The 21,642-nt window shown below is 54.7% G+C and carries 15 protein-coding genes and 1 pseudogene; 8 read left to right on the top strand and 8 right to left on the bottom strand.

Annotation, left to right across the window (positions count from 1 at the left end):
* Position 1 precedes the first annotated feature (1 nt).
* The 4 genes and pseudogenes from K365_RS0122365 to K365_RS0122350 form a co-directional block, all read left to right on the top strand.
* A pseudogene (locus K365_RS0122365) lies at positions 2 to 559 on the top strand (DsbA family oxidoreductase); the annotation flags it as partial.
* Positions 560 to 633: 74 nt separating this feature from the next.
* On the top strand, positions 634 to 2,286 hold the full coding sequence (locus tag K365_RS0122360) for a DUF2868 domain-containing protein (RefSeq protein ID WP_024336391.1): 1,653 nt from the start codon (positions 634 to 636) through the stop codon (positions 2,284 to 2,286).
* Positions 2,283 to 3,701, top strand: a complete 1,419-nt coding sequence (locus K365_RS0122355) for a DUF3482 domain-containing protein (protein ID WP_024336390.1) — start codon at positions 2,283 to 2,285, stop codon at positions 3,699 to 3,701. The genes K365_RS0122360 and K365_RS0122355 overlap by 4 nt, the downstream gene beginning before the upstream one ends.
* Positions 3,702 to 3,718: 17 nt before the next feature.
* Positions 3,719 to 5,668: an oxidoreductase gene (locus K365_RS0122350; RefSeq protein WP_024336389.1), complete on the top strand. Its 1,950-nt coding sequence runs from the start codon at positions 3,719 to 3,721 to the stop codon at positions 5,666 to 5,668.
* A 21-nt stretch (positions 5,669 to 5,689) separates the two neighbouring features.
* On the opposite strand, the gene K365_RS0122345 is transcribed toward K365_RS0122350, so the two are convergent.
* The 3 genes from K365_RS0122345 to K365_RS0122335 form a co-directional block, all read right to left on the bottom strand.
* A complete protein-coding gene (locus K365_RS0122345; protein WP_024336388.1) occupies positions 5,690 to 6,985 on the bottom strand; it encodes an ammonium transporter in 1,296 nt (431 codons plus the stop codon).
* Between the two features lie 302 nt (positions 6,986 to 7,287).
* Positions 7,288 to 7,626 (bottom strand): hypothetical protein, encoded by a 339-nt coding sequence (locus K365_RS0122340; protein ID WP_024336387.1) that lies wholly within the window; start codon positions 7,624 to 7,626, stop codon positions 7,288 to 7,290.
* A gap of 33 nt (positions 7,627 to 7,659) precedes the next feature.
* On the bottom strand, positions 7,660 to 9,420 hold the full coding sequence (locus tag K365_RS0122335; protein ID WP_024336386.1) for a YeiH family protein: 1,761 nt from the start codon (positions 9,418 to 9,420) through the stop codon (positions 7,660 to 7,662).
* A gap of 287 nt (positions 9,421 to 9,707) precedes the next feature.
* On the opposite strand from K365_RS0122335, the gene K365_RS0122330 reads away from it, so the two are divergent.
* From K365_RS0122330 to K365_RS0122320, 3 genes are all read left to right on the top strand, one after another.
* On the top strand, positions 9,708 to 12,149 hold the full coding sequence (locus K365_RS0122330) for a c-type heme family protein (protein WP_024336385.1): 2,442 nt from the start codon (positions 9,708 to 9,710) through the stop codon (positions 12,147 to 12,149).
* Positions 12,146 to 13,543, top strand: a complete 1,398-nt coding sequence (locus K365_RS0122325; protein ID WP_024336384.1) for a sigma-54-dependent transcriptional regulator — start codon at positions 12,146 to 12,148, stop codon at positions 13,541 to 13,543. The genes K365_RS0122330 and K365_RS0122325 overlap by 4 nt, the downstream gene beginning before the upstream one ends.
* Before the next feature lie 93 nt (positions 13,544 to 13,636).
* Positions 13,637 to 14,941 (top strand): MFS transporter, encoded by a 1,305-nt coding sequence (locus tag K365_RS0122320; RefSeq protein WP_024336383.1) that lies wholly within the window; start codon positions 13,637 to 13,639, stop codon positions 14,939 to 14,941.
* A 15-nt stretch (positions 14,942 to 14,956) separates the two neighbouring features.
* Here the strand turns inward: K365_RS0122320 and K365_RS0122315 are convergent, their stop codons facing one another.
* Genes K365_RS0122315 through K365_RS0122305 form a run of 3 tightly spaced genes read right to left on the bottom strand, consistent with a single transcriptional unit; the run spans position 14,957 to position 18,207 of the window.
* Positions 14,957 to 16,690, bottom strand: a complete 1,734-nt coding sequence (locus K365_RS0122315) for a bifunctional metallophosphatase/5'-nucleotidase (protein ID WP_169432979.1) — start codon at positions 16,688 to 16,690, stop codon at positions 14,957 to 14,959.
* Between the two features lie 33 nt (positions 16,691 to 16,723).
* On the bottom strand, positions 16,724 to 17,215 hold the full coding sequence (locus K365_RS0122310; RefSeq protein ID WP_024336381.1) for a universal stress protein: 492 nt from the start codon (positions 17,213 to 17,215) through the stop codon (positions 16,724 to 16,726).
* A gap of 32 nt (positions 17,216 to 17,247) precedes the next feature.
* Entirely contained in the window at positions 17,248 to 18,207 is a 960-nt protein-coding gene (locus tag K365_RS0122305) for a hypothetical protein (RefSeq protein WP_024336380.1), read from the bottom strand.
* 289 nt (positions 18,208 to 18,496) lie between these two features.
* On the opposite strand from K365_RS0122305, the gene corA reads away from it, so the two are divergent.
* Positions 18,497 to 19,561 carry a magnesium/cobalt transporter CorA gene (gene corA, locus K365_RS0122300; RefSeq protein WP_024336379.1) on the top strand — a complete coding sequence of 355 codons (1,065 nt, stop codon included), beginning with the start codon at positions 18,497 to 18,499 and terminating at the stop codon, positions 19,559 to 19,561.
* 22 nt (positions 19,562 to 19,583) lie between these two features.
* Here corA and glpK read toward each other — a convergent pair whose 3' ends face one another.
* Together glpK and K365_RS0122290 are read right to left on the bottom strand one after the other, a co-directional pair.
* On the bottom strand, positions 19,584 to 21,098 hold the full coding sequence (gene glpK / locus K365_RS0122295; protein ID WP_024336378.1) for a glycerol kinase GlpK: 1,515 nt from the start codon (positions 21,096 to 21,098) through the stop codon (positions 19,584 to 19,586).
* 17 nt (positions 21,099 to 21,115) lie between these two features.
* Positions 21,116 to 21,604: a prolyl-tRNA synthetase associated domain-containing protein gene (locus K365_RS0122290; RefSeq protein WP_024336377.1), complete on the bottom strand. Its 489-nt coding sequence runs from the start codon at positions 21,602 to 21,604 to the stop codon at positions 21,116 to 21,118.
* Positions 21,605 to 21,642 lie beyond the last annotated feature (38 nt).

Here is a 21,642-nt window from a genome sequence, read left to right as displayed (position 1 = left end):
TTTCATTACCGGGCGTATTGAAAAACTTGAGCACAAATTTGATATACAGGTGATCTGGCGGGCGTATCCATTGAATCCGGAAATTCCGGAACAGGGAATGACCCTGGCTGAGCTGTTCCGGCAAAAAGGACAGGGTGTGGATATTTATCAGGTTATGGCCCGCCTGAAAAAAACCGCTGCCGATCTCGGACTTCCCATGGGTGACCGGCGCCATATCTACAACACCCGTCTGGCCCAGGAAGTGGGGCTCTGGGCCCAGAGCCTGGGGAAAGGCCATGCGTTTCATAATGCCGCTTTTCAGGCCGGTTTTGTGGATGACCAAAATTTGAGCGAAAAAACCGTGCTCATGGATCTGGCTGAGACGGCCGGCCTGGATTCAACGGCTGCAGAAACCGTCATTGATGACCGCCTGTTTTCAGATGCCGTGGATGCAGACTGGCAACTGGCCCGGCACCAGGAGATTTTGGTGGTGCCCACCCTGGTCATGGGAACGGAAAAACTGGTGGGGGCAAGACCTTACGGGGCCATGGTAAAACTGGTGGCCCGGCATATGGAATGATCCGGCAGTATCGGTTTTTCCGGAAGATGCCAAAGACAATTGTGAAAAATTAAAGGATCTGATACACACCCTGTATGACCCTTCGACTTTCCGACATCATGGATCTGGATTACCTGCTGACCCTGGATGACCATCCCGGGTCCCGGGCGGCTGGTTTAAAGGCGGCGGCCCGGGACCGGGATATTTTCCGGCAGGCAGACGGGGCAAAAATGACGGATAACGCCCTGATCGAAGCCTGGCTGTCCTATCGCAGAATATTGTATTTTGATCAGGCAGGCCCCAAAGGATATCACCGGCTGCCGGGACAGGTGTTCAACCAAATGTTTGCCTGGACGGCCCGGGGGATGGCATTGGCCGGGGGGCTGTCCGGCCTGGCGCTGGCCTATGGATTTCTGGCCTACCACGGGGTCCGGCCCGTGAATGTGGCCCTGTTTTTTTTCGTGTTTGTACTGGTACCGGCTGTTTTTTTTCTTTTTTTCGTGGCCGGTCTGGTGATCCAGCCGTTTCGGCGATCCGGCCCCGGCCCGGGGATGTTTTTTGCGGTGGTGTCCAGGGTGTTGTTTGATATGGTGCCCTCGATGCTCAAGCGGGTGCGGATGAAAGTGAAAACAGAGTCATCGGATCCGGAACCTTCCCGGCTGGACGAGGGGATTTTATTCATCCGGACAAAAAAGCGGGAATACCAGCCCCTTTTTTTCTGGCCCCTGGTGATGCTGGTGTCTTTGTTTGCTCTTTTTTTCTCTGCAGGTGCCCTGGGCGGCACCTTGTTCCGGGTGACATTCAGCGATGTGGCGTTCGGATGGCAGTCCACTTTAGCGGCCACCCCGTCTGCCGTCCATGACCTGGTGTCCCTGGTGTCACTGCCCTGGGCGGCCTGGATGCCCGATTCCCTGGCCGGTCCGACTTTGGAACAGGTGGAAGGCACCCGGATTATTCTTAAACAGGGCATTGCCGCACTGGCCACGGAACACCTGACGTCCTGGTGGCCGTTTTTATGCATGAGCATGGTATGTTACGCCGTGATTCCCCGGCTGCTGATCATCGGCGGGGCCATCCTGGGCCACAGAACGGCGCTGAACCGGTTTGACTTTCACCAGCCCCGGTTCCGGCGCCTGATTGTGCGCATGAAATCACCGGTCATGGATATCGGATTGGAAGAAAATACGGCCGCCCGGCATCATCATCCGGAGGCAAAAAAAACGCCTAAAGCCAGGGGGCCGGTCAAAGACCTCTCTTCAGAACCGGCGGATGCGAATCCGCATCCGGCCCCGCAACAGGCCGGGCAGGATATCGTCCAGTCAAAACCGGCATCCATCGGCACCCCGGCCGTGGTTCTGGCACCCGGCCCGGCCTGGGATCAGGCAGCCACAGACCGGGTGTCCGATCTGCTGGCCCGGCAGTTTTTTCTGGATGTGCGCCAGGTGATTCCCATCGACCAGGACCTGGATGCGGATGCCCTTGTGCTGGGAACGGATGTGCTTGACGGAGCAGACCCGGTTATTTTTCTCCAGGAGGTGTGGCAGCCCCCGATCCGGGGCATTCTTCATTACCTGGTTCAGCTCAAGCAGGGGGTGTTGCAGGATAAAAACCTGTGGGTGCTTCTGACCCAGGCCCCGGAGGAGGAAAATCTGGGTGTGGCGGACAGGGATGTGGATGCAAAGGTGTGGCAGGATTGCATTCTGAAGCTGGGACACCCGGACATGCTGGTGGAAAGGATCCGGCCATGAGTTCAGATATTCCCGCATTTGCTGTGCTCGGGCATCCCAATGAAGGCAAGTCCGCCGTGGTGTCCACACTCACCGAAAATGATCAGATCCGGGTCAGTCCCGTGCCCGGGGAGACCACGGTGTGCCGGACCTACACCGTGACAATCGATGATCAGAAGATCATCCGGTTTGTGGATACCCCGGGGTTTCAGGTGCCCAGACAGACCCTGGCCTGGTTCAACGCCTATGACAAAGATCCCGGGCAAATCCTGGATGAATTCATTGCGGCCCATGAATCGGATCCGTTTTTTGCCGATGAGGTGGAACTGTTCCGCCCCGTGGCCCGGGGGGCGGGTATTATCTATGTGGTGAACGGGTCCCGGCCTGTGCGGACCGATGATCTGGCGGAAATGGAGATCCTTCGGCTCACGGGCCGGCCCCGGATGGCTGTGATCAATTCCAAACACATGGACAAAGACTATACTAAGGACTGGCGCCGGGAATTTGGCAAACATTTCAACAGCATCCGGGTGTTCAATGCCAACACGGCCAATTTTCATGACCGCATCGCCATGCTGGAAAGTCTTAAATCCATTGATCAGGAATGGGAACCCTTGCTGGCTGGAGTGATTCAGGCCTTTCAGACGGAATGGGAAAAGCGCAACCGCCTGGCCAGCGCGTATATCACCTATGCCATTGAAAAAAGCCTCCGGTTTTTTGTGTCCCAAAGCGTTCATGCCGGTAAAGATCCGGTCATGGCAAAGGAAAATCTGGCCCAAACCTATCGAAATCAGGTCAGAGATATAGAAAAAGCATTGTTTCACCATATCCGCACCCTGTTCAAACACCGGGTGTATCAGGTGTCTCTGCCCGAGTATTCCGTGCTTCAGCATGACCTGTTTTCCAGAAAAACCTGGGAGTTGCTGGGACTGACCCGAACTCAGCTGGCGGCGGCCGGTGCGGTTTTAGGCGGATCTGTGGGCGCCGTGGTGGACACGGCGGCCCATGGCCTGACCTTTGGCATGTTCACTGCCATCGGCGGGATTCTGGGGGCGGGATCAGCCATCATGGGAGGCCGCCGGGTGGCAGACAAAAGCCCTGCCGGCATCCGGCTGGGAGGTGACCGGATCCAGGTGGGACCCAATGAAAATCCTCAGTTTCTGTATATCCTTCTGGACCGGGCATTGATCTATTACAGCCATATCATTAAGCGGCCCCATGGCCGGCGGGGGGCTAAAACCATGACCGACGTCACCGAGGACACGGTTAAAAAACAGGGGATTGTCACCGGCCTGACCCCGGCCCAGCGCCAGGTCTGTACCCGGTATTTCAAAGCAGTCAAAGGCCGGAAACGGATCAAAGACAAAAAAGCGGAGCTGGCATTTGCCGTCCTGGTGCAGTCGCTGCTCGATGATTTTTCACAAAAAACAGACTGAAAGGAGCGTCACTATCCATGTTGTCCCATCTGTTCAGCCCGATCCGCATCGGGAATCTCACAGTGAAAAACCGGTTGATGATGTCTGCCATGAGCATTAATTTCGGGGTGGATGACAATTGTCATGTGACCGACCAGCTCATGGCCTATTTTGTGGAACGGGCCAGAGGCGGGGCCGGCATGATGCTGGTGGGGGGCGGCAGCGTGCATCCCGGGGGCCAGGAACTGCCGGATCTGCCCCAGATGTATGAGGACGGCTGCATTCCTGCACTTAAACGCATGGTGGATCAGGTCCGGCCCTTCGGGACCCGGTTCGGGGTCCAGCTCATGCACGGGGGTCGCCAATCTTATCTGCCGGAAAAAGTGGCCCCGTCCCCGATTCCGGCTCCGGCCGTGGTTAAAGGCGAGGTCCGGGCATTGACCGTGGCGGAGATCCAGCACCTGGTGACCTGCTTCGGGGATGCGGCAAGACGGTGCAGAGACGCGGGATTTGATTTTGTGGAGATCCACGGGGCCCATGGGTATCTCATCAACCAGTTCATGTCCCCCAATGCCAATATCCGCACGGATGAATACGGCGGCAGTTTTGAAAACCGGACCCGGTTTCTGTTTGAGATTCTGGCTGATATCCGGGCCAGGGCCGGAGAGGATTTTCCCGTGGGTATCCGTATCAATGGCAATGATTACATGGAAAACGGATGGGAACTCACCGATGCCCTGACCCTGGCGCCGCTGCTGGAAGCCGCCGGTGTCGCCTATGTGCATGTGTCCGCCGGGGTGTACGGCTCCACGGAGCTGACCATTCCTTCCATGTACACCCCCCAGGGCTGTTTCGTGCACCTGGCACAAGCCGTGAAACAGGTGGTGGGCATTCCCGTGATCACGGTGGGGCGGATCAAGGACCCGGTCCATGCGGAGCAGATCATTGCCCGGGGTCAGGCCGACATGGTGGCTTTGGGACGCTCGTTTCTGGCTGATCCCCATTACCCGGAAAAAGCCCGGACTGGACGCATCCAAGAGATCCGGCCCTGTGTGGGGTGCTGCCTGGGATGCATTCATGCGGTTTTAGCCAAGGAGCCCGGGGGATGTGTGGTGAACCCGGATGTGGGTCGGGAGTATCTCATGGCATCCGGGGAAACTGCCGGCAAACCGGTCGGGTCTCCGGACAAGCCCCGGGTGCGGATTCTGGTGGCCGGGGCCGGTCCGGCCGGCCTGGCTGCGGCCCGGGAATGTGCCCTGGCCGGCCATGACGTGGTGATCTGTGAACAGGGGGAGGGTCCCGGCGGGCTGCTGGGTCTGGCAGCCAAGGCCCCGGGGCGGGGGGAACTGAAAGATATTCTTCAATTTCTTGACCGGGAGCTGGCCCGCCTGGACATTCCCGTCCGGTACCAGACCCCGCTGACACAGGATCTGCTTATGGAAATATCTCCGGACCATGTGGTGCTTGCGACAGGGTCTTTGCCCCAGATGCCGGTGATCAAAGGGCTGTTCACCACGTCCATGCACCTGGTCACGGGGGTGGATGTGATGGCGGGCACGGAAACGGCTGGAGAAAAAGTGATGGTCCTGGGCGGTGGCATGGCCGGCCTGATTGTGGCGGATTTTCTGGCGGACCAGGGAAAAACCGTGGTGGTGCTGAACCGGAAAAAAAGCTTTGCCGAAGAGATGTCCTCCAATGACCGGTACTATCTGCGGGAGCGACTGAAAAAAGGGGATGTCACCTTGTACAAACAGGTTTCCATTCAGGGCTTTACCCCGGACGGGGTGATTTTTTCATCCAAGGGGGAAAAGATCACCCTGGCCGGTTTCGACACGGTGGTGATTTCAGAAAAATTCGAGGCGGTGCGGGCGGCAAGATCTTTTGAAAAAACATCCGCCGCCCGGTTTCATGTCATCGGCGATGCCAAATCCCCCCGGCATCTGATGTACTGCATTGCCGAGGCCCGGGAACTGGCTGCCACTTTCTGAGTATGACACCGGCCCTTTTTGTTATTCAATTTCAAAGGCCCGCTCCCCGTGCAGGGCACTGTCCAGGCCGGTCCGCTCATCCTGGCCGTCCACCCGGAGCCCGCCGCAGATCAGTTTGGTGACATACACCACGATCAGGGTGGCCACAGCGGAAAAGGCGATGGTGGCGATGATGGATACCACCTGGATCCAGACCTGGCCGGGATTTCCGTAAAACAGGCCCCTGGCGCCTTCAGTGACAGACGGAGCGGCGAACAGCCCCGTGGCCAGGGCCCCCCACATGCCGCACAGACCGTGGATGCCGAATGCGTCTAAAGAATCGTCATACCCCAGTTTTTTCTTGAGAAAGACCACGCCGTAAAATCCCACGGCCCCGGATACCAGGCCGATAATCAAAGATCCGGACAGGGTGACGAATCCGGCGGCCGGGGTAATGGCTACCAGCCCGGCAATCACACCGGATGCCATGCCCAGGAGGGTGGGTTTGCCGCTGATTTTCCATTCCAGGCACAGCCAGGTCAGACCGGCCAATGCCGCGGCCGTGTTGGTGACCAGAAACGCGGAAGCCGCCACCCCGTCAGCGGCCAGCTCACTGCCGGCATTGAACCCGAACCATCCGAACCAGAGCAGGGCCGCGCCCAGGGCGGTGAATGCCACAGACGACGGGATCATGGGCTCTTTGCCGAATCCATTGCGTTTGCCCAGCACCAGGGCCAGAATCAGGCCGGACACCCCGGCATTGATGTGTACCACATTGCCGCCGGCAAAATCCAGAGCCCCCATGCGGTGCATCCATCCCCCGCCCCACACCCAGTTGCACACCGGGGCGTACACAAAGGTGATCCAGAGAACGGCAAACACCATCCAGGCGGAAAATTTCATCCGGTCCACGGCCGACCCCAGGATAATGGCCACGGAAATACAGGCGAACGTCATCTGGAACATCACAAATATCAGGGTGGGGATGGTGCCGGAAACCGACGAGACGTCGATCCCGGCCAGCAGGATGTGGCCCAGACTGCCGATCACGGGGCTGGCGCTCTCCCCGAAGGCCAGGGAATACCCCCATCCCACCCAGACCAGGCTGGCCAGGCAGTAGGCCGCCACGGTCATGGCAATGGTGTTGAGCAGGTTCTTGTACCGGGACATGCCGCCGTAAAACAGGGCCAGACCGGCCGGGGTCATCATCATGACCAGGGCCGTGGACATGGTGATCCAGGCCGTGTCTCCGGAATCAATGGTCCCGTCGGCCGCAAAAACAGAAACCGTGCTTGTCAGCAGCAAAGTGATCGTCATCAGGCAGTATTTCAGTCCCATGGTGCATCCTTTCGTTATCTGGTTGTGTGGTGCAATGTTTGAATACCTGCCCCTGCATTGAGCAAATCATATGCCAAAACCAGAAAATATTCGGACCTGATGATATAACTTATTTGAATTTATGGAATAAATTGCAGAAATGATCTATTGATATAATTATTTTGCTGAAAATTTGCAGATAGTTTATTGCATTATTGTATATAAATAGCGTTTTTTGTATAAACAATAATGTAATAAATTGTATTTAAAATTTAAAACGCCCTGTATCTGAATCACAAAACCCAGATACAGGGCAATGTGTATCAATCTGAAGGAAGTGTTTTGAAACCGATGATCAGGATGGTCAGGCTGATGACAATTCCCAGTATAAATGACGGGGTGAATCCGAAATCATCGGGCGTCTGTAATTTGATCCCGCCCTGAAGTTCCCGCTCAGCACTGTAGGATGCCTCGATTTCCGTATAAAAATACGCACCGGAGTCGATGTCCCTGGCCTTGATCACTTCCACGATCCGATTGAACACCGGGATGTGTTTTTCTCCCCAGGGGCCGACCACCGTGGCAAACCCCCACAGGCAAAAAAACGTTAAGCCGATGATGAGCCAGCCTTTTTTACGGGAATGTATTTTTTTCGGTTCCATGATATTTTCCTTAGGTTGTCTATGGGTGATGGATTAAATGGTGGCCGTCAGTTTCGGGAATATCAGATAAAACACGATATACGCCATGGTCAGGGTCAGACACAGGTTGAAACTCTGGCCGAACACATAGAGAATCAATGGTTTGCCGCCTGAAAAATGTTCTTTCAGTTCCCTGAAATTGGTGGCCAGACCGATACTGACAAACGACAGGGTAAAAAACCATCCCCGGAACAGGTCGCTCATGCCCTTGATGGCACCCTGGTCGATCATGGTGCTGCCCAGACCGCTGATCTGGCTGTTGAATGAACTGTAAATCATGGAAAAAATCACGGATGCGGCCATGAATCCCAGGACGAATTTGGGGAACCGGTACCAGATTTCCATGACACCGACTTTATTTCCGGTTTCTTCGGCTTCCACTTTGGTGGTGAAATATACGGCCACACAAAAAGCCATCACACCGATGAGCACATTCTGGATCATCTTAATGGTGGCGGCCACGTTCAGGGCTTTTTCTCCTAAAAACGCACCGGCTGCCGCCACGGCGCCCGTGGCGTCAATGGTGCCGCCCATCCAGGCGCCGCCTAAAATTTCCACCTTGTCCGCCGGGAAAAATCCGTGGATGATCGCCGGCATCACGATCATCATGACGGAAGTAAAAACCAGAGACAGGCCCACGGCCAGGGTGAGTTCCTCTTTTTTGGCCTTGCACGCGGATGCCGTGGCAATGGCGGCCGACACCCCGCACACGGACATGTCTGAACAAATGGTGGCATTCAGGCGTTTGGACGGAATCTTGATGATTTTCTGTCCCACCCAGTAGGTCACCAGCCAGACAATAGGCGTCACGACCCAGGCCACAAAAATACCGGCCGTGCCGATGGTGATGATTTTTTCAAACAGGATTTTGGCGCCCAGCAGCACCAGGCCGGTTTTGATGTAAAATTCGGTCTGCACGGCCGGCATCACCCATTTTGGGGTGCCAACGGTATTGGATATGAGCATACCGAAAAAGATGGCCCAGGCGGCATACCCGATCCCGTAATGCTTCATGGTGGCCTGGCTGGCTGCCAGATGGGTCAGAACGCTGATGGCAAAAATAAAACCAAATGCGATCATGAACTCCTTGAACGAATTGCCCATGATTTTCATGCCCACCCCAAAGAATGCGGCAAAACAGATTCCCAGAAATATCAGCCATCCCACCCGGTTATAGGGTTTGGCCGCGTCCATCTTGGATTTGGCTTTGCTGGTTTTTAAATGAGCATTCCGCCAGTCCTGGATGGCCTGTTTGGCTTTGGCATTCAGGGCCGCACTCTCAAATCCTTCAGCTTCCGCCATTCTTTCTGTATCAAGTGCTGCAGCCAGGGCCTGATCTGACACGGCTTTGGCGGCATCATATTTTTCCATGGCTTTGGCTTTTCTGGCATCTGCTTTTTCCTGGGACAGATAAAATGCTTCCACGGGATTGGCAGCCCAGCCTTTGGTTTTGGCAGAAAAGGTTTTCAGCCATTTGCCGGCAGGCGTGCTGGTGGCCTTTACTTTGGACTTGGCATCAGACAGCTGATACCAGGCCACGGTTTTGAAGGCATCTGTCCGGTTGGCTTCCCGGCTGTACTGCGCTTCCACTGCCTGAAGTTTGGATTTCAACTCGCCGGCATGGGGAAAATAGATCACCATGCCGGCGATGAGAATAAAAAAACCCAGCCAGATGGCCCACCAGTCTTCTTTTTTCCACATTTCCGACCATTCCCATTTACCCACATCCCGGACAATTTCCGTATTATCCGCCATTTGGTTTCCTCCTTGTCAATTTAATTAAAAGTAATAAAAAAATTAAATGTACCAACTCGGGTCTCTGTCAGGTCCACCTGAAGAGCAAAAGGTGTGCCGCCAAAGAATAAATAAATAAAATTCTTTTAATACAGATAGTTAAGGCAAAACAGGGCCTGCATGCCCGCCCTGAAACTGGAAACTGAAGTTGCCGCTTGTGTATCCCTGGGGAGGCACCCCCGGATCTGCTTGCAATTTCGGGCAGTATTCTTTATGTTTTCACGGTTGAATTGACCTGGAGAATGCCCATGCCGTCCCGAACGTTTAATTTGAGATTTAAATTCATCACCGGTCTGGTGGTGTCCATCCTGTCTTTAGGGGTGTGTATCAGCCTGATCATGTATTTTCATATCAATTCCATCATGGAATCGGAGATCAGTCAGCGGTCCCAGATGCTGCTGGCCCAGTCTGATGCAGTTCAGGATTATGTGAAAACCGAGCTCCGGCCGGAAATGTTCGCTACGCTTCCCGAAGGGCGGTTTGTTCTTAAAGCCATGTCCTCCTCTTATATATCCAGAGAGGTGATGGACCGGCTCAACCTCAAGGATGCTTCCCATTACCACTACCGACGAGTGGCGTTAAACGCCAGAAACCCGGTATCTGAACCCAATGCCTTTGAATCCGGATTGATCCGGTATTTCAATGAAAACCCCGGGGCCGGAATCTGGGAAAATACCACACAGGTCAAAGGAGAAGACTATCGCCTGGTGGCCCGGCCAGTAGCCTTCAGGGCATCGTGCCTGAACTGTCACGGAGATCCTGAAGACGCGCCGGGAGAACTTGTGGATATCTACGGAGATACGAATGGATTTTTCCACACGGAAGGTGAAGTCGGCGGGGTGGTGGTGGCCGGGTTCCCGGTAGCCATGATCAAAAGCCCGGCCAAAGAACTGACCTTGCAGTATCTGATGCTGTATTTGCTGGGAATCTTCTTTTTTGCCGGTTTGATCAGTCTGTTTTTTGACCGGCTGGTCATGAAAAATTTACAGGATCTGTCCCGGATTTTCAAAACCCGGTTTTCCGGAGAAGCGGAACAGGGCATCATTCAGAAGCTGGCCCAGAAAGATGAGATCGAAGGTCTGATCGAAGGGGTGGATGAACTGGCCGTATGCCTGTCCGATGCCCGCACAAAACTGGAGGATCACACCCAGAATCTGGAAAAAATGGTGGAGGGCCGGACCCTGGAACTGGATCTGAAAGCCAGAAAACATCTGGGAGATGTGCGGCTGTTTGTGGATCTGATCAACGGATTCAACGGAGCCTTGACAGTCCGGCAGCTGGTGTCGGCCCTGCTTGAAAGTGTGGGAAGGCGATACAAGGCGGAAGATGTCGTGTATCACTGCATGGTGTTATCAGAAACATATTATGCCTGGAAACCCCGTGAAGAAAAGCCGGAACTGCCCCTCAAAGCCCGGGACCTGGTGTGGAAAAATGAGGTGCTGTTTCTTGACCGGACGCTTTTTATTCCCGTGAAATCACTGGAAAGCCATTGGGGCATTCTAAGGCTTGTCTGGAAACACACACCAGACCCGGAAGAATTGGATACAGACGTGCTTCTGGCCTTAGGCCAGCAGGTGGCCGTGCTGATTGAAAACATCCATGTGTTTTCCAGCATCCGGTCCCAGCATGACATGCTTCAGTCTGTTTTTGAAGGCATCAGTGATCCATTGCTGCTCATTGATGAGGATTGCCGTATCATCATTACCAACCGGGCCGGCCACGACATTCTGGGGCCGGGGAAAAAAGCGGCGCAGGAAGCGGCATTGCGGGCATTTTTGTGTACCCATGTGTCCAACAATGAAGACTGCAGCATACTGAACCATGTGGCCCGCACCGGGCAGTCCGTGAGCGAGGAAATTTACACCCATGATGACCGGTATTTTGACATTGATCTGTATCCGCTGCCCCGCCGGGACCAGGCCCGGCTGCAGATGGTGCTTTATGCCAGAAACATCACCCAGGAAAAACAGATGGCGGAACGGATGCACCAGGCCGAGCGGTTGGGTGCCATTGGAAAGCTGGCCGCAGGCGTGGCCCATGAAATCAACAATCCTTTGGGGGTCATCCAGTGCTACACCGACCTGGTGCGGGATGCGGTGACGGACAAGGAGATCGTGTCTGATATCGATATCATCTCCAAACATACCCGGGCGGCCCAGAAGGTGGTTCAGGATCTGCTGGCCCTGTCCCGGCCCAAAAAACCCATTTCCGGGACCTGCGACCTGAACCAGGTGGTGTCCCAGGGAATCGAGGTGTTCAAGGCCCAGGCCGTGTCCAGAAATATTCACATTGACACCTGCCTGTCAGACAATCTGCCCCGGGTGGCATGTGACGGGACCATTCTGGAACAGATTCTGACCAATCTCTGGCTCAATGCCGTGGATGCACTCCAGGAAAGCGGAGACACCATTACCATTGAGACAAAACCGGCAGAATCCAGCCAGGTGCGGTTGCGTATTGCAGACAACGGCCCGGGCATCCCTGACATCGTTAAACAACGGATTTTTGATCCGTTCTACACCACAAAGGAAGTGGGCAAAGGCACCGGACTCGGTCTTTCCATTGTTTACGGGTTTGTGTCAGAACTCAATGGCCGCATTGTGGTGGATACCGGAGAGCAAACCCGGTTTGACATCTATTTACCAACGGTTTCTTCAGGCACGGAACCTTTTGACAGGAAAAAGACATGAACCCGTTTTGCATCGGCGTGGTGGATGATGACACTGATTTTTTAAAAGGCATTATCCGGCACCTGGAAAAACAGTTTCACACATATGACATTCTGGGATTTTCTTCCGGCGAGGCGGCCCTGGCCGCGTTTCAGGAAAAAGAGATCGGGGTGCTGCTGTCGGATTTACGTATGCCCGGCATGTCCGGCCATGAACTTCTGACCCGGGTTCTGGCGCAAAATCCATATGTCTGCGTGATCATGATCACCGGGTTTGCCACCGTGGAAAACGCGGTTCAGTCCCTGAAAACCGGGGCCTGGGATTTTATTACCAAGCCGGTGGAGCGCCAGGCCCTGTTTCATACGGTGGAACGGGCCGTTCAGCACTATGCCCTGGCCCGGGAGAATCAACGCCTGAAGTCGCTGGTTTCCGGGTTGAACACAACGGATCAGAAATGGGAAAGCCGGGCCATGAGCCAGGTTCAGGAAAAAATAAGTGCCATGGCCGTGACCGATTACACGGTGCTGGTCACGGGAGAATCCGGCAGCGGCAAGGAGTTTGTGGCCAGAGAAATTCATCGGTTGTCCCGGCGCAGTGCATCTGAGTGCCATGCCCTGAACTGTCCGGCCATCCCTGAACCGCTTTTGGAAAGTGAGCTGTTCGGCCATGTCAAAGGGGCGTTTACCGGGGCGGAACGGAACCGGGACGGATTTTTCATGGCTGCGGACAAAGGCACTCTGATCCTGGATGAAATCGGTGACATCAGTCTGCCCATCCAGGCCAAACTGTTGAAATTTCTCCAGGACAGAGAGGTCAAACCGGTGGGTTCCAGCCGTTCCAGGACTGCGGATGTGCGGATTATCGCCTTGACCAACCAGGACCTGCCCACCCGGATTCAAAACAAAATCTTCAGAGAAGACCTGTACTACCGGCTCAATGTTCTGTCCATTCATGTACCGCCCCTGCGGGAACGGCAGGAGGATATCCCGAGGCTGGTGCGGTGTTTCATGATCCAAACCTGCCGGGAGATGAACATGGACCCCATGGAAATCGAACCGGCCGCCATGGCCTGGTTGTCCTCCCAGCCCTGGCCCGGAAATATCCGGGAACTGTTGAACATGGTCCGGCGTCTGGTGGTGTTTTCCAACGGCGGCCCCATTGACAGTGCATTGATCCGCCTGATGGGAGGGCATGGCGATCCCGCCGCTGACATGGTTTCTTCGGATGAGCCGGTCCCGTATAAAATCGCCAAAAAACAGGCCCTGGATATTTTTTCCCGCACCTATCTGACCCGGCTGTTTGAACACACCCGGGGAAATATTTCAGAAACCGCACGCATCAGCGGCCTGGAAAGGGCGTCCATCCAGAAGATCATCCGGCGCCTGGACATGGATATCTCGCGGTTCAGGTCCTGATCCGGAAAAAGACTTGACCCGGGCGACAGGTTGCTTTATTATTTCCGGCTTTTGTTTTAAGATACACTTGTTGCCTGACAGGAGGCATTTGTCATGTATGCCAATATAAGACCGTTCATTGCACTGTATTCTTCAGTGGTACTGATGATGATGGGGCTGGGACTGTTAAATACGTTTCTGGGGTTCCGGCTTTCCCTGGAAGGGGTGTCTACCCAGGTGACCGGACTGGTACTCAGTTCCTATTTTGTGGGACTGGTGGCCGGCACCTCCTATTGCCGGAAAATAATTCAAAATGTGGGGCATATCCGGGCTTTTGCCGCGTTCACCGCCGTCACCGCCGCCGTGGTGATGGTGCATGGATTTTATACGTCTCCCCTGCTGTGGGCCGGGCTGCGGTTTGTGGCCGGGGTGTCCAACATGGGGCTGTTCATGGTGATTGAGAGCTGGCTCAATGAGTGTGCTGAACCCAAATTCCGGGGGCGCATTTTTTCCATCTACATGATCGTGACCTATATGGGCAGCACAGTGGGGCAGCAGCTGCTGAACGTGGGCGATGTCCGCAGCCAGACCCTGTTTCTGGTGGCAGGGGTGTTTGTGGTGCTGAGCACCGTGCCCGTGGCCATGACCCGGTCTATTCACCCGAAACTGCCTAAGGTCCAGCAAAAAGCGTTGAAAACCATTTTGAGAAAAGCACCCATCAGCATGCTGGGCTGCTTTGGCGCCGGGCTTCTGCACAGCGCTTTTTACACCATGGGGCCGGTGTTTGCCCACCAGATTCAGTTGAGCGTGGGCCAGATTTCCTGGTTCATGACCCTGACCGTGTTTGGCGGACTCATGCTTCAGTGGCCGGTGGGACTGATTTCAGACCGCCTGGATCGATCCCTGGTGCTGCCGTTTCTGGGCATTATCCTGGCGATGATATCCCTGGTGATCCTGGTTTCTACCCAACATTCCCTGGGATTGCTTCTGGGGACAACCACGCTTTTCGGCGGTATCTTTTTTTCCATTTATCCGGTGGCCGTGGCCCGGGCCCACGATATCTTCGATGCCCAGGATGTGGTTAAAGTCAGTTCCGTGCTGCTGTTGTTTTACGGCATCGGGGCCGTGTTCGGACCGATTCTGTCCGCCGCCGTCATGACCCTGTCCGGAACCCCTTATGGGTTGTATTTTTACATGATCGCCGTCAGCGGGGTATATGCCGGGGTGACACTGTTACTGCGGCGCAGGGAATCCGTGCGGATCGTGCCGGTTGATGAGCAGGTGGAGTTTGTCATGATGGAAACCACGTCGGATGTGGCCATGCACCTGGATCCGAGGATGGAAATTTCCCCGGAAAATCCGGAGAGCACCGTTTCTTCCAATGGGCCGGTTCAAGATCATGACAGGGCCGGTGCCTGAAAAAGAGCTATCCGGTTATGGGGTTTGAAAAAAGGAGTGCCGGGCCGGAGGGCTCAGGGTTTTTTCTGCGGATACATATTCCAGAAACGCCTGGGTATCGACAAACCCTGTATCATGGCCTTTCAAGCCGGCAAACACGGTGTAGCCGTCACCGCCGCCGGCAAGAAAACTGTTGACCACCACCCGGTAGGTGGCATGGCGGTTCAAAGGATGCCAGGCCCCGGATCCGTCCATCACTTCGCCGCCGGATACCCGGTTTCCTTTGCCGGCTCCCGGATCGACCCGGAACCGAAGCCCCGAGGAATAGGGGAAACCCCCGAAAAACCGCTGCTCATCGATGATGGAAGACAGGGCATCTTCCAGCAGGGTGGTGATCTGTTGCCCGGTCATCTGGAAAATGACCAGGGTGTTTTCAAACGGCAGCAGGTTGTAAATGGTTTCGATGGTGATCTCCCCGGCCCGGATGCCGGTCCGGACTCCGCCGGCATTCTGGATGGCGATATCCACGTCAAATCCATTGCGTTTGACTTTTCTTTTCAGGGATTCGGCCACCAGGGGCGCAATGGCACTGCCCTGGGGCATGGTTGGATCCGGGACCCGGATATGGGGCAAAGGCTGTTCAGCCCGTCCGACAATGGTGCTCCCCAGTTCGGCCACCTTTATCGCATATGCTTCGGCAATGGCGGCCACGGCCGGATCCGCTTCCGGCAGGGCCATACCCGTGTCACGGTCAATGGCAAGCCGGACCTGTTCCTGTGTCCGGGGATCCAGCGGCTGATCCTCTTTGTCCAGAAGCGGTGTGCCGGCGATCAGGCAGGGGGTCCCCTGATGGGAGATGATTCGGCCGGCGGCATCAAAATCCACAGACAGCCGTCCCAGCAGCCGGGTGTGTTTCCAGGCATGAACCACCAGGACATCGGTCCCGTCCGGTGCCGTGACCACTGTGGGATAAGGTCCCTCCGGGGTGAGCCCCAGATCTTGAAAATTTCCCAGCAGGGTGTGGGAATGGCCGCCCACGATAATGTCTGCTCCGGTCACTGAACACGCCAGCAGCCGGTCTTGTTCATATCCGATATGGGTGAGCAGGATGATGATCCGGATGTCCTGGGCTGTGAGTCGATTGATCGCTTCCTGGGCCGTCTGGATCACCGGGCGCATCCGGAGTGTGTCCGGCGGACTGGATATCCGGGCCAGGTCCCGGGTCAGAAGCCCGATCACGGCCACAGGCACCCCGTCCACCTGTTTGATGACATACGGGGCGATCCGGCCGGCCAGATTCGGGTCATCAGACACATCCATGTTGGCAGACACAACGGGAAATTGCGCATGATCCATCAAAGGGAGGATGCCGCCGGTTCCCCGGTCGAACTCATGGTTGCCCGCAGCCATGACATCCAGGCCCATGGCGTTAAACACCCGGGCCTCGGCCTGTCCGTGAAACAGGGTATAGTAAAGCGATCCCTGGACCATGTCCCCGGCATGGAGAAACAGCACATGGGGGGATTGTTCCCGGGTCTGCCGCACCAGGGCCGCCATTTTTGAGACCGATCCCAACGGCACGGGCACCGGATTCCCCAGCCCTGGAAACTGCAGGGCATAAGGCCGGGGAGTGAACTGGGAATGGGTGTCATTGACATGGAGCAGGACAAAGGAGACCGGTTTTGACTGCACGGCTGATCCGGCCCCGCCTGGGGTGCCGGTCAGAATCAGCAGCAGAAGCATATGGAAATAATATATCCCGTGCTTCATGGCATCATGCGGCAGGACCATTCAAAAGACAGGTCACTGCACCACCCAGATGGTGCAGTCGCTGCCCGCGTGAATAATCCGGTTGGACACGCTGCCGAACATGAACTCTTCGGCTTTGGAAACACCCCTGCGTCCGATCACCACGGTCTTGAACCCTTCTGTCTTTGCCACATGCAGAATATCTAAGGCAATGCTGGTTCCCCGGCTGCAATAATCGGGTTTTTCCGCCAAAGGGGAATGACAGCTTTCCACATAATCGGTCTGCACCTGTTTTTCAGGAATGCCGCTTTTTGTCAATCGTTCTTTGCCGTGTGCCAGAAACGCAATCAGTTTTTCCCGATTTTTGACACACGCGTCTTTCCAGGCCGTGTCATCGGCAAAAAAATCCCGGTCCGGCAGATGCTCGATGGACAGCAGTTTGATGTGAAATCCGGCAGCGCCCTGGAGGATGTCTGTGACATAATCAATGGCGCGTTCGGCATTTTCAGAACCGTCCGCAGCGATCAAAATTTTATTTGTATCCATGGGGTATCTCCAAAAAAGCGGGTTGCATATGTTTATTTCACCTGTTTCAAGCAGGTTGTCAAGTCTTGCAGAAATTCGTCCATGGTTTCGTAATAAACCCGTGATCCGGATGAAAAATGCAGGAGCATCTGGTTTAATGCATCGGGAATATAAGGGAAAATTTTTTGCAGGTTGGCCAGCCTGTTTTTGAAAACCAGTAAAAAATCTTCCGGCTCGATACCCGGGATTTTTCTGTTGCGGTCAATCAATTGCCTGGCTTCTTCATGGGAGTAGAACCCTTTGCCGACAATATACAGAAGCAGGCCGCCCAGCCCGAAAATATCCAGGCCGAAGGGGTTTTCATGGAAACTGAATGTATAGTCGAAATCGATCCATACATAATCCCCGGTATCATACGTCACCCAGAGATGATCCCGCCGGATATCTCCGTGCTTTTCACCCATTTTGTGCAGATCGTTGATGGCCTGGCAGGAAACAATGAATTTTTCCAGAATGCCGGGCAGGTGTGTCTGAAAATAGGTGGGGTGATCCACATCCAGGTCATCGATCCAGTTATCCAGGCGTTTTCCCTGAACCACATACAGGACCCGGACATTGTTGCCGGCTTCATCTGCTGCGGGAAATCCCTGCATGAACCGGGGATCGTTCCGCACCAGATCCAGAATCCGGGCCTCTTTTCGCGGACTCCGGTAACACGGGATTTTCATTTCTCCCATGGAAAGAGAAAATGTTTCATAAAACACCAGTTTGAGTATCCGGCGTTCACCGGACTCCAGATGGCGGCACCGCTTGACCCAGTATTTGGGATCTTCAACCCCGAAACTTCGCTCCATTTCATCCCGCAGCACCAGGTAATGCTCACCGGCCAGGACAATCACATCCCCGCCGGTGATGCGCATGAAATCACTGGTATCCGTGTAAACCTTTCCCAACCGGCCCATATAACCGTCCGGATAGAGTCGGTCCAGAATCTGTTTGACCGTCTCAGACATCAAGTGTCTGCTGATGTTTGAGGGGCATCCTCATGGGGTGCCATTTTTTTGAGATGGAAGGCATTCGTTCAATGTGACTCCTGTGGTTTGGTTTGATCGTTGTTTTTTTCTGACAGACGCTGAAAATAGAATTAGGACAGGCGATCGCTGTTTGTCAAGCAAAGGATGAAAAATTACCCTTTGCCACCCAAAATTGAAAGTGATAACCTGATACGTTAGATCATGATATTCAACAAAACTTCTATGACCGCTGTTTCAGGGCATGGAACAACTAAAAAAGAAGGGATCCATGGCACGATTTTTAAAAAACAGAGAACCGGTAAAAGGACAGAGTCCGGGTGCCCTTGTTTTTGTGGGGACCCGAAAAACCGATGAAATCGATATCCGGGTCATTGATTATGATGATCATCACCTCACGGATCAGGCCATGGTGGATATCCAGGACACCCTTCATTACAAAACATCGGAATCAGTCACCTGGATCAACATCAACGGTCTGCACGATGTGGACACCATCGGCCGTATCGGCAAAGTATTTGACCTGCATCCCCTGGTGATGGAAGATGTCCTTAACACGGGCCAGCGGCCCAAAATCGATGATTATGACGATTATTTGTTCATTGTCCTGAAAATGATCCGGTTTGACAGACAGACCGGGATGGTGAGGAACGAGCAGTTGAGCCTGGTGGTGGGCGAGCGGTTCATTCTCACGTTTCAGGAGCGGCCGGGCGATGTGTTTGAGCCGGTGCGGGAAAGAATCCGGCGGCAGAAATCCCGGATACGTGTCGGCGGTACCGATTATCTGGCCTATGCGCTCATGGACACGGTGGTGGAAAATTACATTTCCGTGATCGAACACATCGGAGAGCAGATTGAAGACCTGGAAGAGGAAATTCTTTCTGATCACGATAAAAAGGTGATGGAAAAAATAAACCGGTTTAAACGGGAAACCAGTTATCTGAAAAAATCGATCCGTCCGGCCAGAGAAGCGATTTTTCAGCTGCTGCGGCTGGAAAGCGATCTGATTCACGAAAAGACGCACTTTTTTTTCAAGGATCTGGAAGATCTCATTACTCACGCCACCGAGGCCATCGACACCTACCGGGATCTTCTCACCGACCAGCTCAATATTTACAATTCCGTGACCGCCAACAAGATGAACGATATCATGAAAGTGCTGACCATTTTTGCCGCGATTTTCATTCCCTTAACTTTTATCGCCGGCATCTACGGTACCAATTTCGATTACCTGCCCGAACTCAGGTATAAATACAGTTATTTTATCTTCTGGGGGGTGCTTGTGGTCATTGCCGGGGCCCTGCTGGGTTATTTCAAGAAAAAAAAATGGTTTTAAGACAAGCTGCCTGAAAGATTTGTCAGCACCATCCAAAAGAGGTTTTCACGGCTTTCTGCCAGCTGTCGTACAACCGGGTCCGACGGGGGTCATCCATGTGCGGATACCAGGTGGTGTGGGCCTGCCATTTTTCTTTCAAAGCGCCGATGTCCGGCCAGAACCCCACGGCCAGACCCGCCGCATAGGCCGCCCCTAAGGCCGTGGTTTCCGTGACTTTGGGCCGGATCACTTTTTTATCGAGAATGTCGGCCTGGAACTGCATCAATGTGTGATTTTCCACCATGCCGCCGTCCACCTTCAACGCGGTGAGATCCAGGTTTTTGCCCAGGTCCTTTGAAATGGCTTCCACGATATCTTTTGTCTGGTACGCGGTTGCCTCCAGCACGGCCCGGGCGATATGGCCTTTGGTGGCAAACTGGGTCAGCCCGGCAATCACCCCTCTGGCATCGGATCGCCAGTGCGGGGCGAACAGCCCGGAAAAAGCCGGCACGCAATACACATCCCCGTTGTCTTTCACGGTATTGGCCAGGGTTTCGATTTCCGGGGCGGAAACGATCAGCCCCAGGTTGTCCCGGACCCACTGCACCAGTGCCCCGGCATAGGCAATGGCGCCTTCCAGCGCATACACCGGCTTTTCTCCATGTATCTGATATGCCGGGGTGGTGAGCAGGCCGTGCCGGGAAAAGATGATTTTTTGCCCGGTGTTGAACAGCAGAAAGCAGCCCGTGCCATAGGTGTTTTTGGCTTCTCCCGGGGCAAAGCAGGTGTGGCCGAACAACGCGGCCTGCTGATCTCCTAAGGCACCTCCCACTGTCACCCCGTGTCCCAGGGGGCCGGCGGCATGGGTTCTGCCCAGCGCAGCCGGATCCGAAGACGGCACAATGGCCGGCAGGCAGTCCAAAGGAATTCCCAGTGTGTTCAGAATATCCGGATCCCAGTCCAGGGTGTTCAGATTCATGAGCAGGGTCCGGGACGCATTGGTCACATCCGTGACATGGTTTCCTTTTCCCGGTCCGCCCGTGAGGTTCCAGATCACCCAGGTGTCCATGGTGCCGAACAGGGCAGTGCCGTTGTCCACGGCCTGTCTGACCGCGGGTACATGGTCCATCATCCATTTGATCTTGGGACCGGAAAAATAGGTGGCCGTGGGCAGCCCGGTCTGCTGCCGAAAGCAGTCTTTGCCATACACGTCATCCAGATTCCGGCAGATCTCATCGCTTCTGGCGCACTGCCATACAACGGCATGATACAGCGGTTTTCCCGTGTGCCTGTCCCAGGCCGCCACGGTCTCTCTCTGGTTGGTGACCCCGATGGCAGCCAGGTCTTTGCCGGTGAGGCCGGCCTTTTCCAGGGCTTTGGCAATGACCCTGAAGGTGTTGTCCCGGATCTGGGCCGGATCATGGGCCACCCACCCGGGTTTTTCACAGATCTGGTCATGTACTGTCCGGCTGACGGACACAATGTCGCCGTTTTTGTCAAAAATGATGAACCGGGTGCTGGTGGTGCCCTGGTCCACAGCACCGATATAGGATGTCATGCCGGCCTCCTTTTTTCCTACAGCCGGATAATCTCGGGTGACTGGCCGCAGTGTTCCAGAAATTTCACCAGGTCATCGGATGCAATGGTGGTGGTGGCGGTGTTTTCCAGCGGGTGGAAATTGAGCAGGTCATGGGCCATCAGCGCTTCATCCAGAACGATTTTGACCTCATGGTCCTTGATGTTGACGGCGGCAAACGGGGTGACAGCCCCGGGAATCATGCCCAGCACTTCCATGAGCAGGTCGGGTTTGGCAAAAGACATGTTGTTGCCCCCGATTTTTTTGGCCACGTCCTTGATTTTGATGGGCTTGTCCGCCAGGGTCACCACTAAAAACAGGTGTTTCTTTTTGTCCTTGAAAAACAGGTTTTTGCTGTGGGCTCCCTTGATGCCGTCCTGGTGCAAGGCTGCCTCTTCCACGGTAAACACGGCCGGATGTTCATGGTTGGTGTATTCAATGCCGATATCAGACAACAGGGTGAGCAGTTCTTTCTGGGTTTGTAACATAAGCCTTCCTTTTTATATGGTTTGAGGGCAGCTTGTCT

It is taken from the genome of Desulfotignum balticum DSM 7044, assembly GCF_000421285.1.
GTDB classification, from domain to species: Bacteria; Desulfobacterota; Desulfobacteria; order Desulfobacterales; family Desulfobacteraceae; genus Desulfotignum; species Desulfotignum balticum.
Note: the sequence above shows the minus strand (reverse complement) of the source record. Positions and strands in the feature narration are given on the sequence as shown.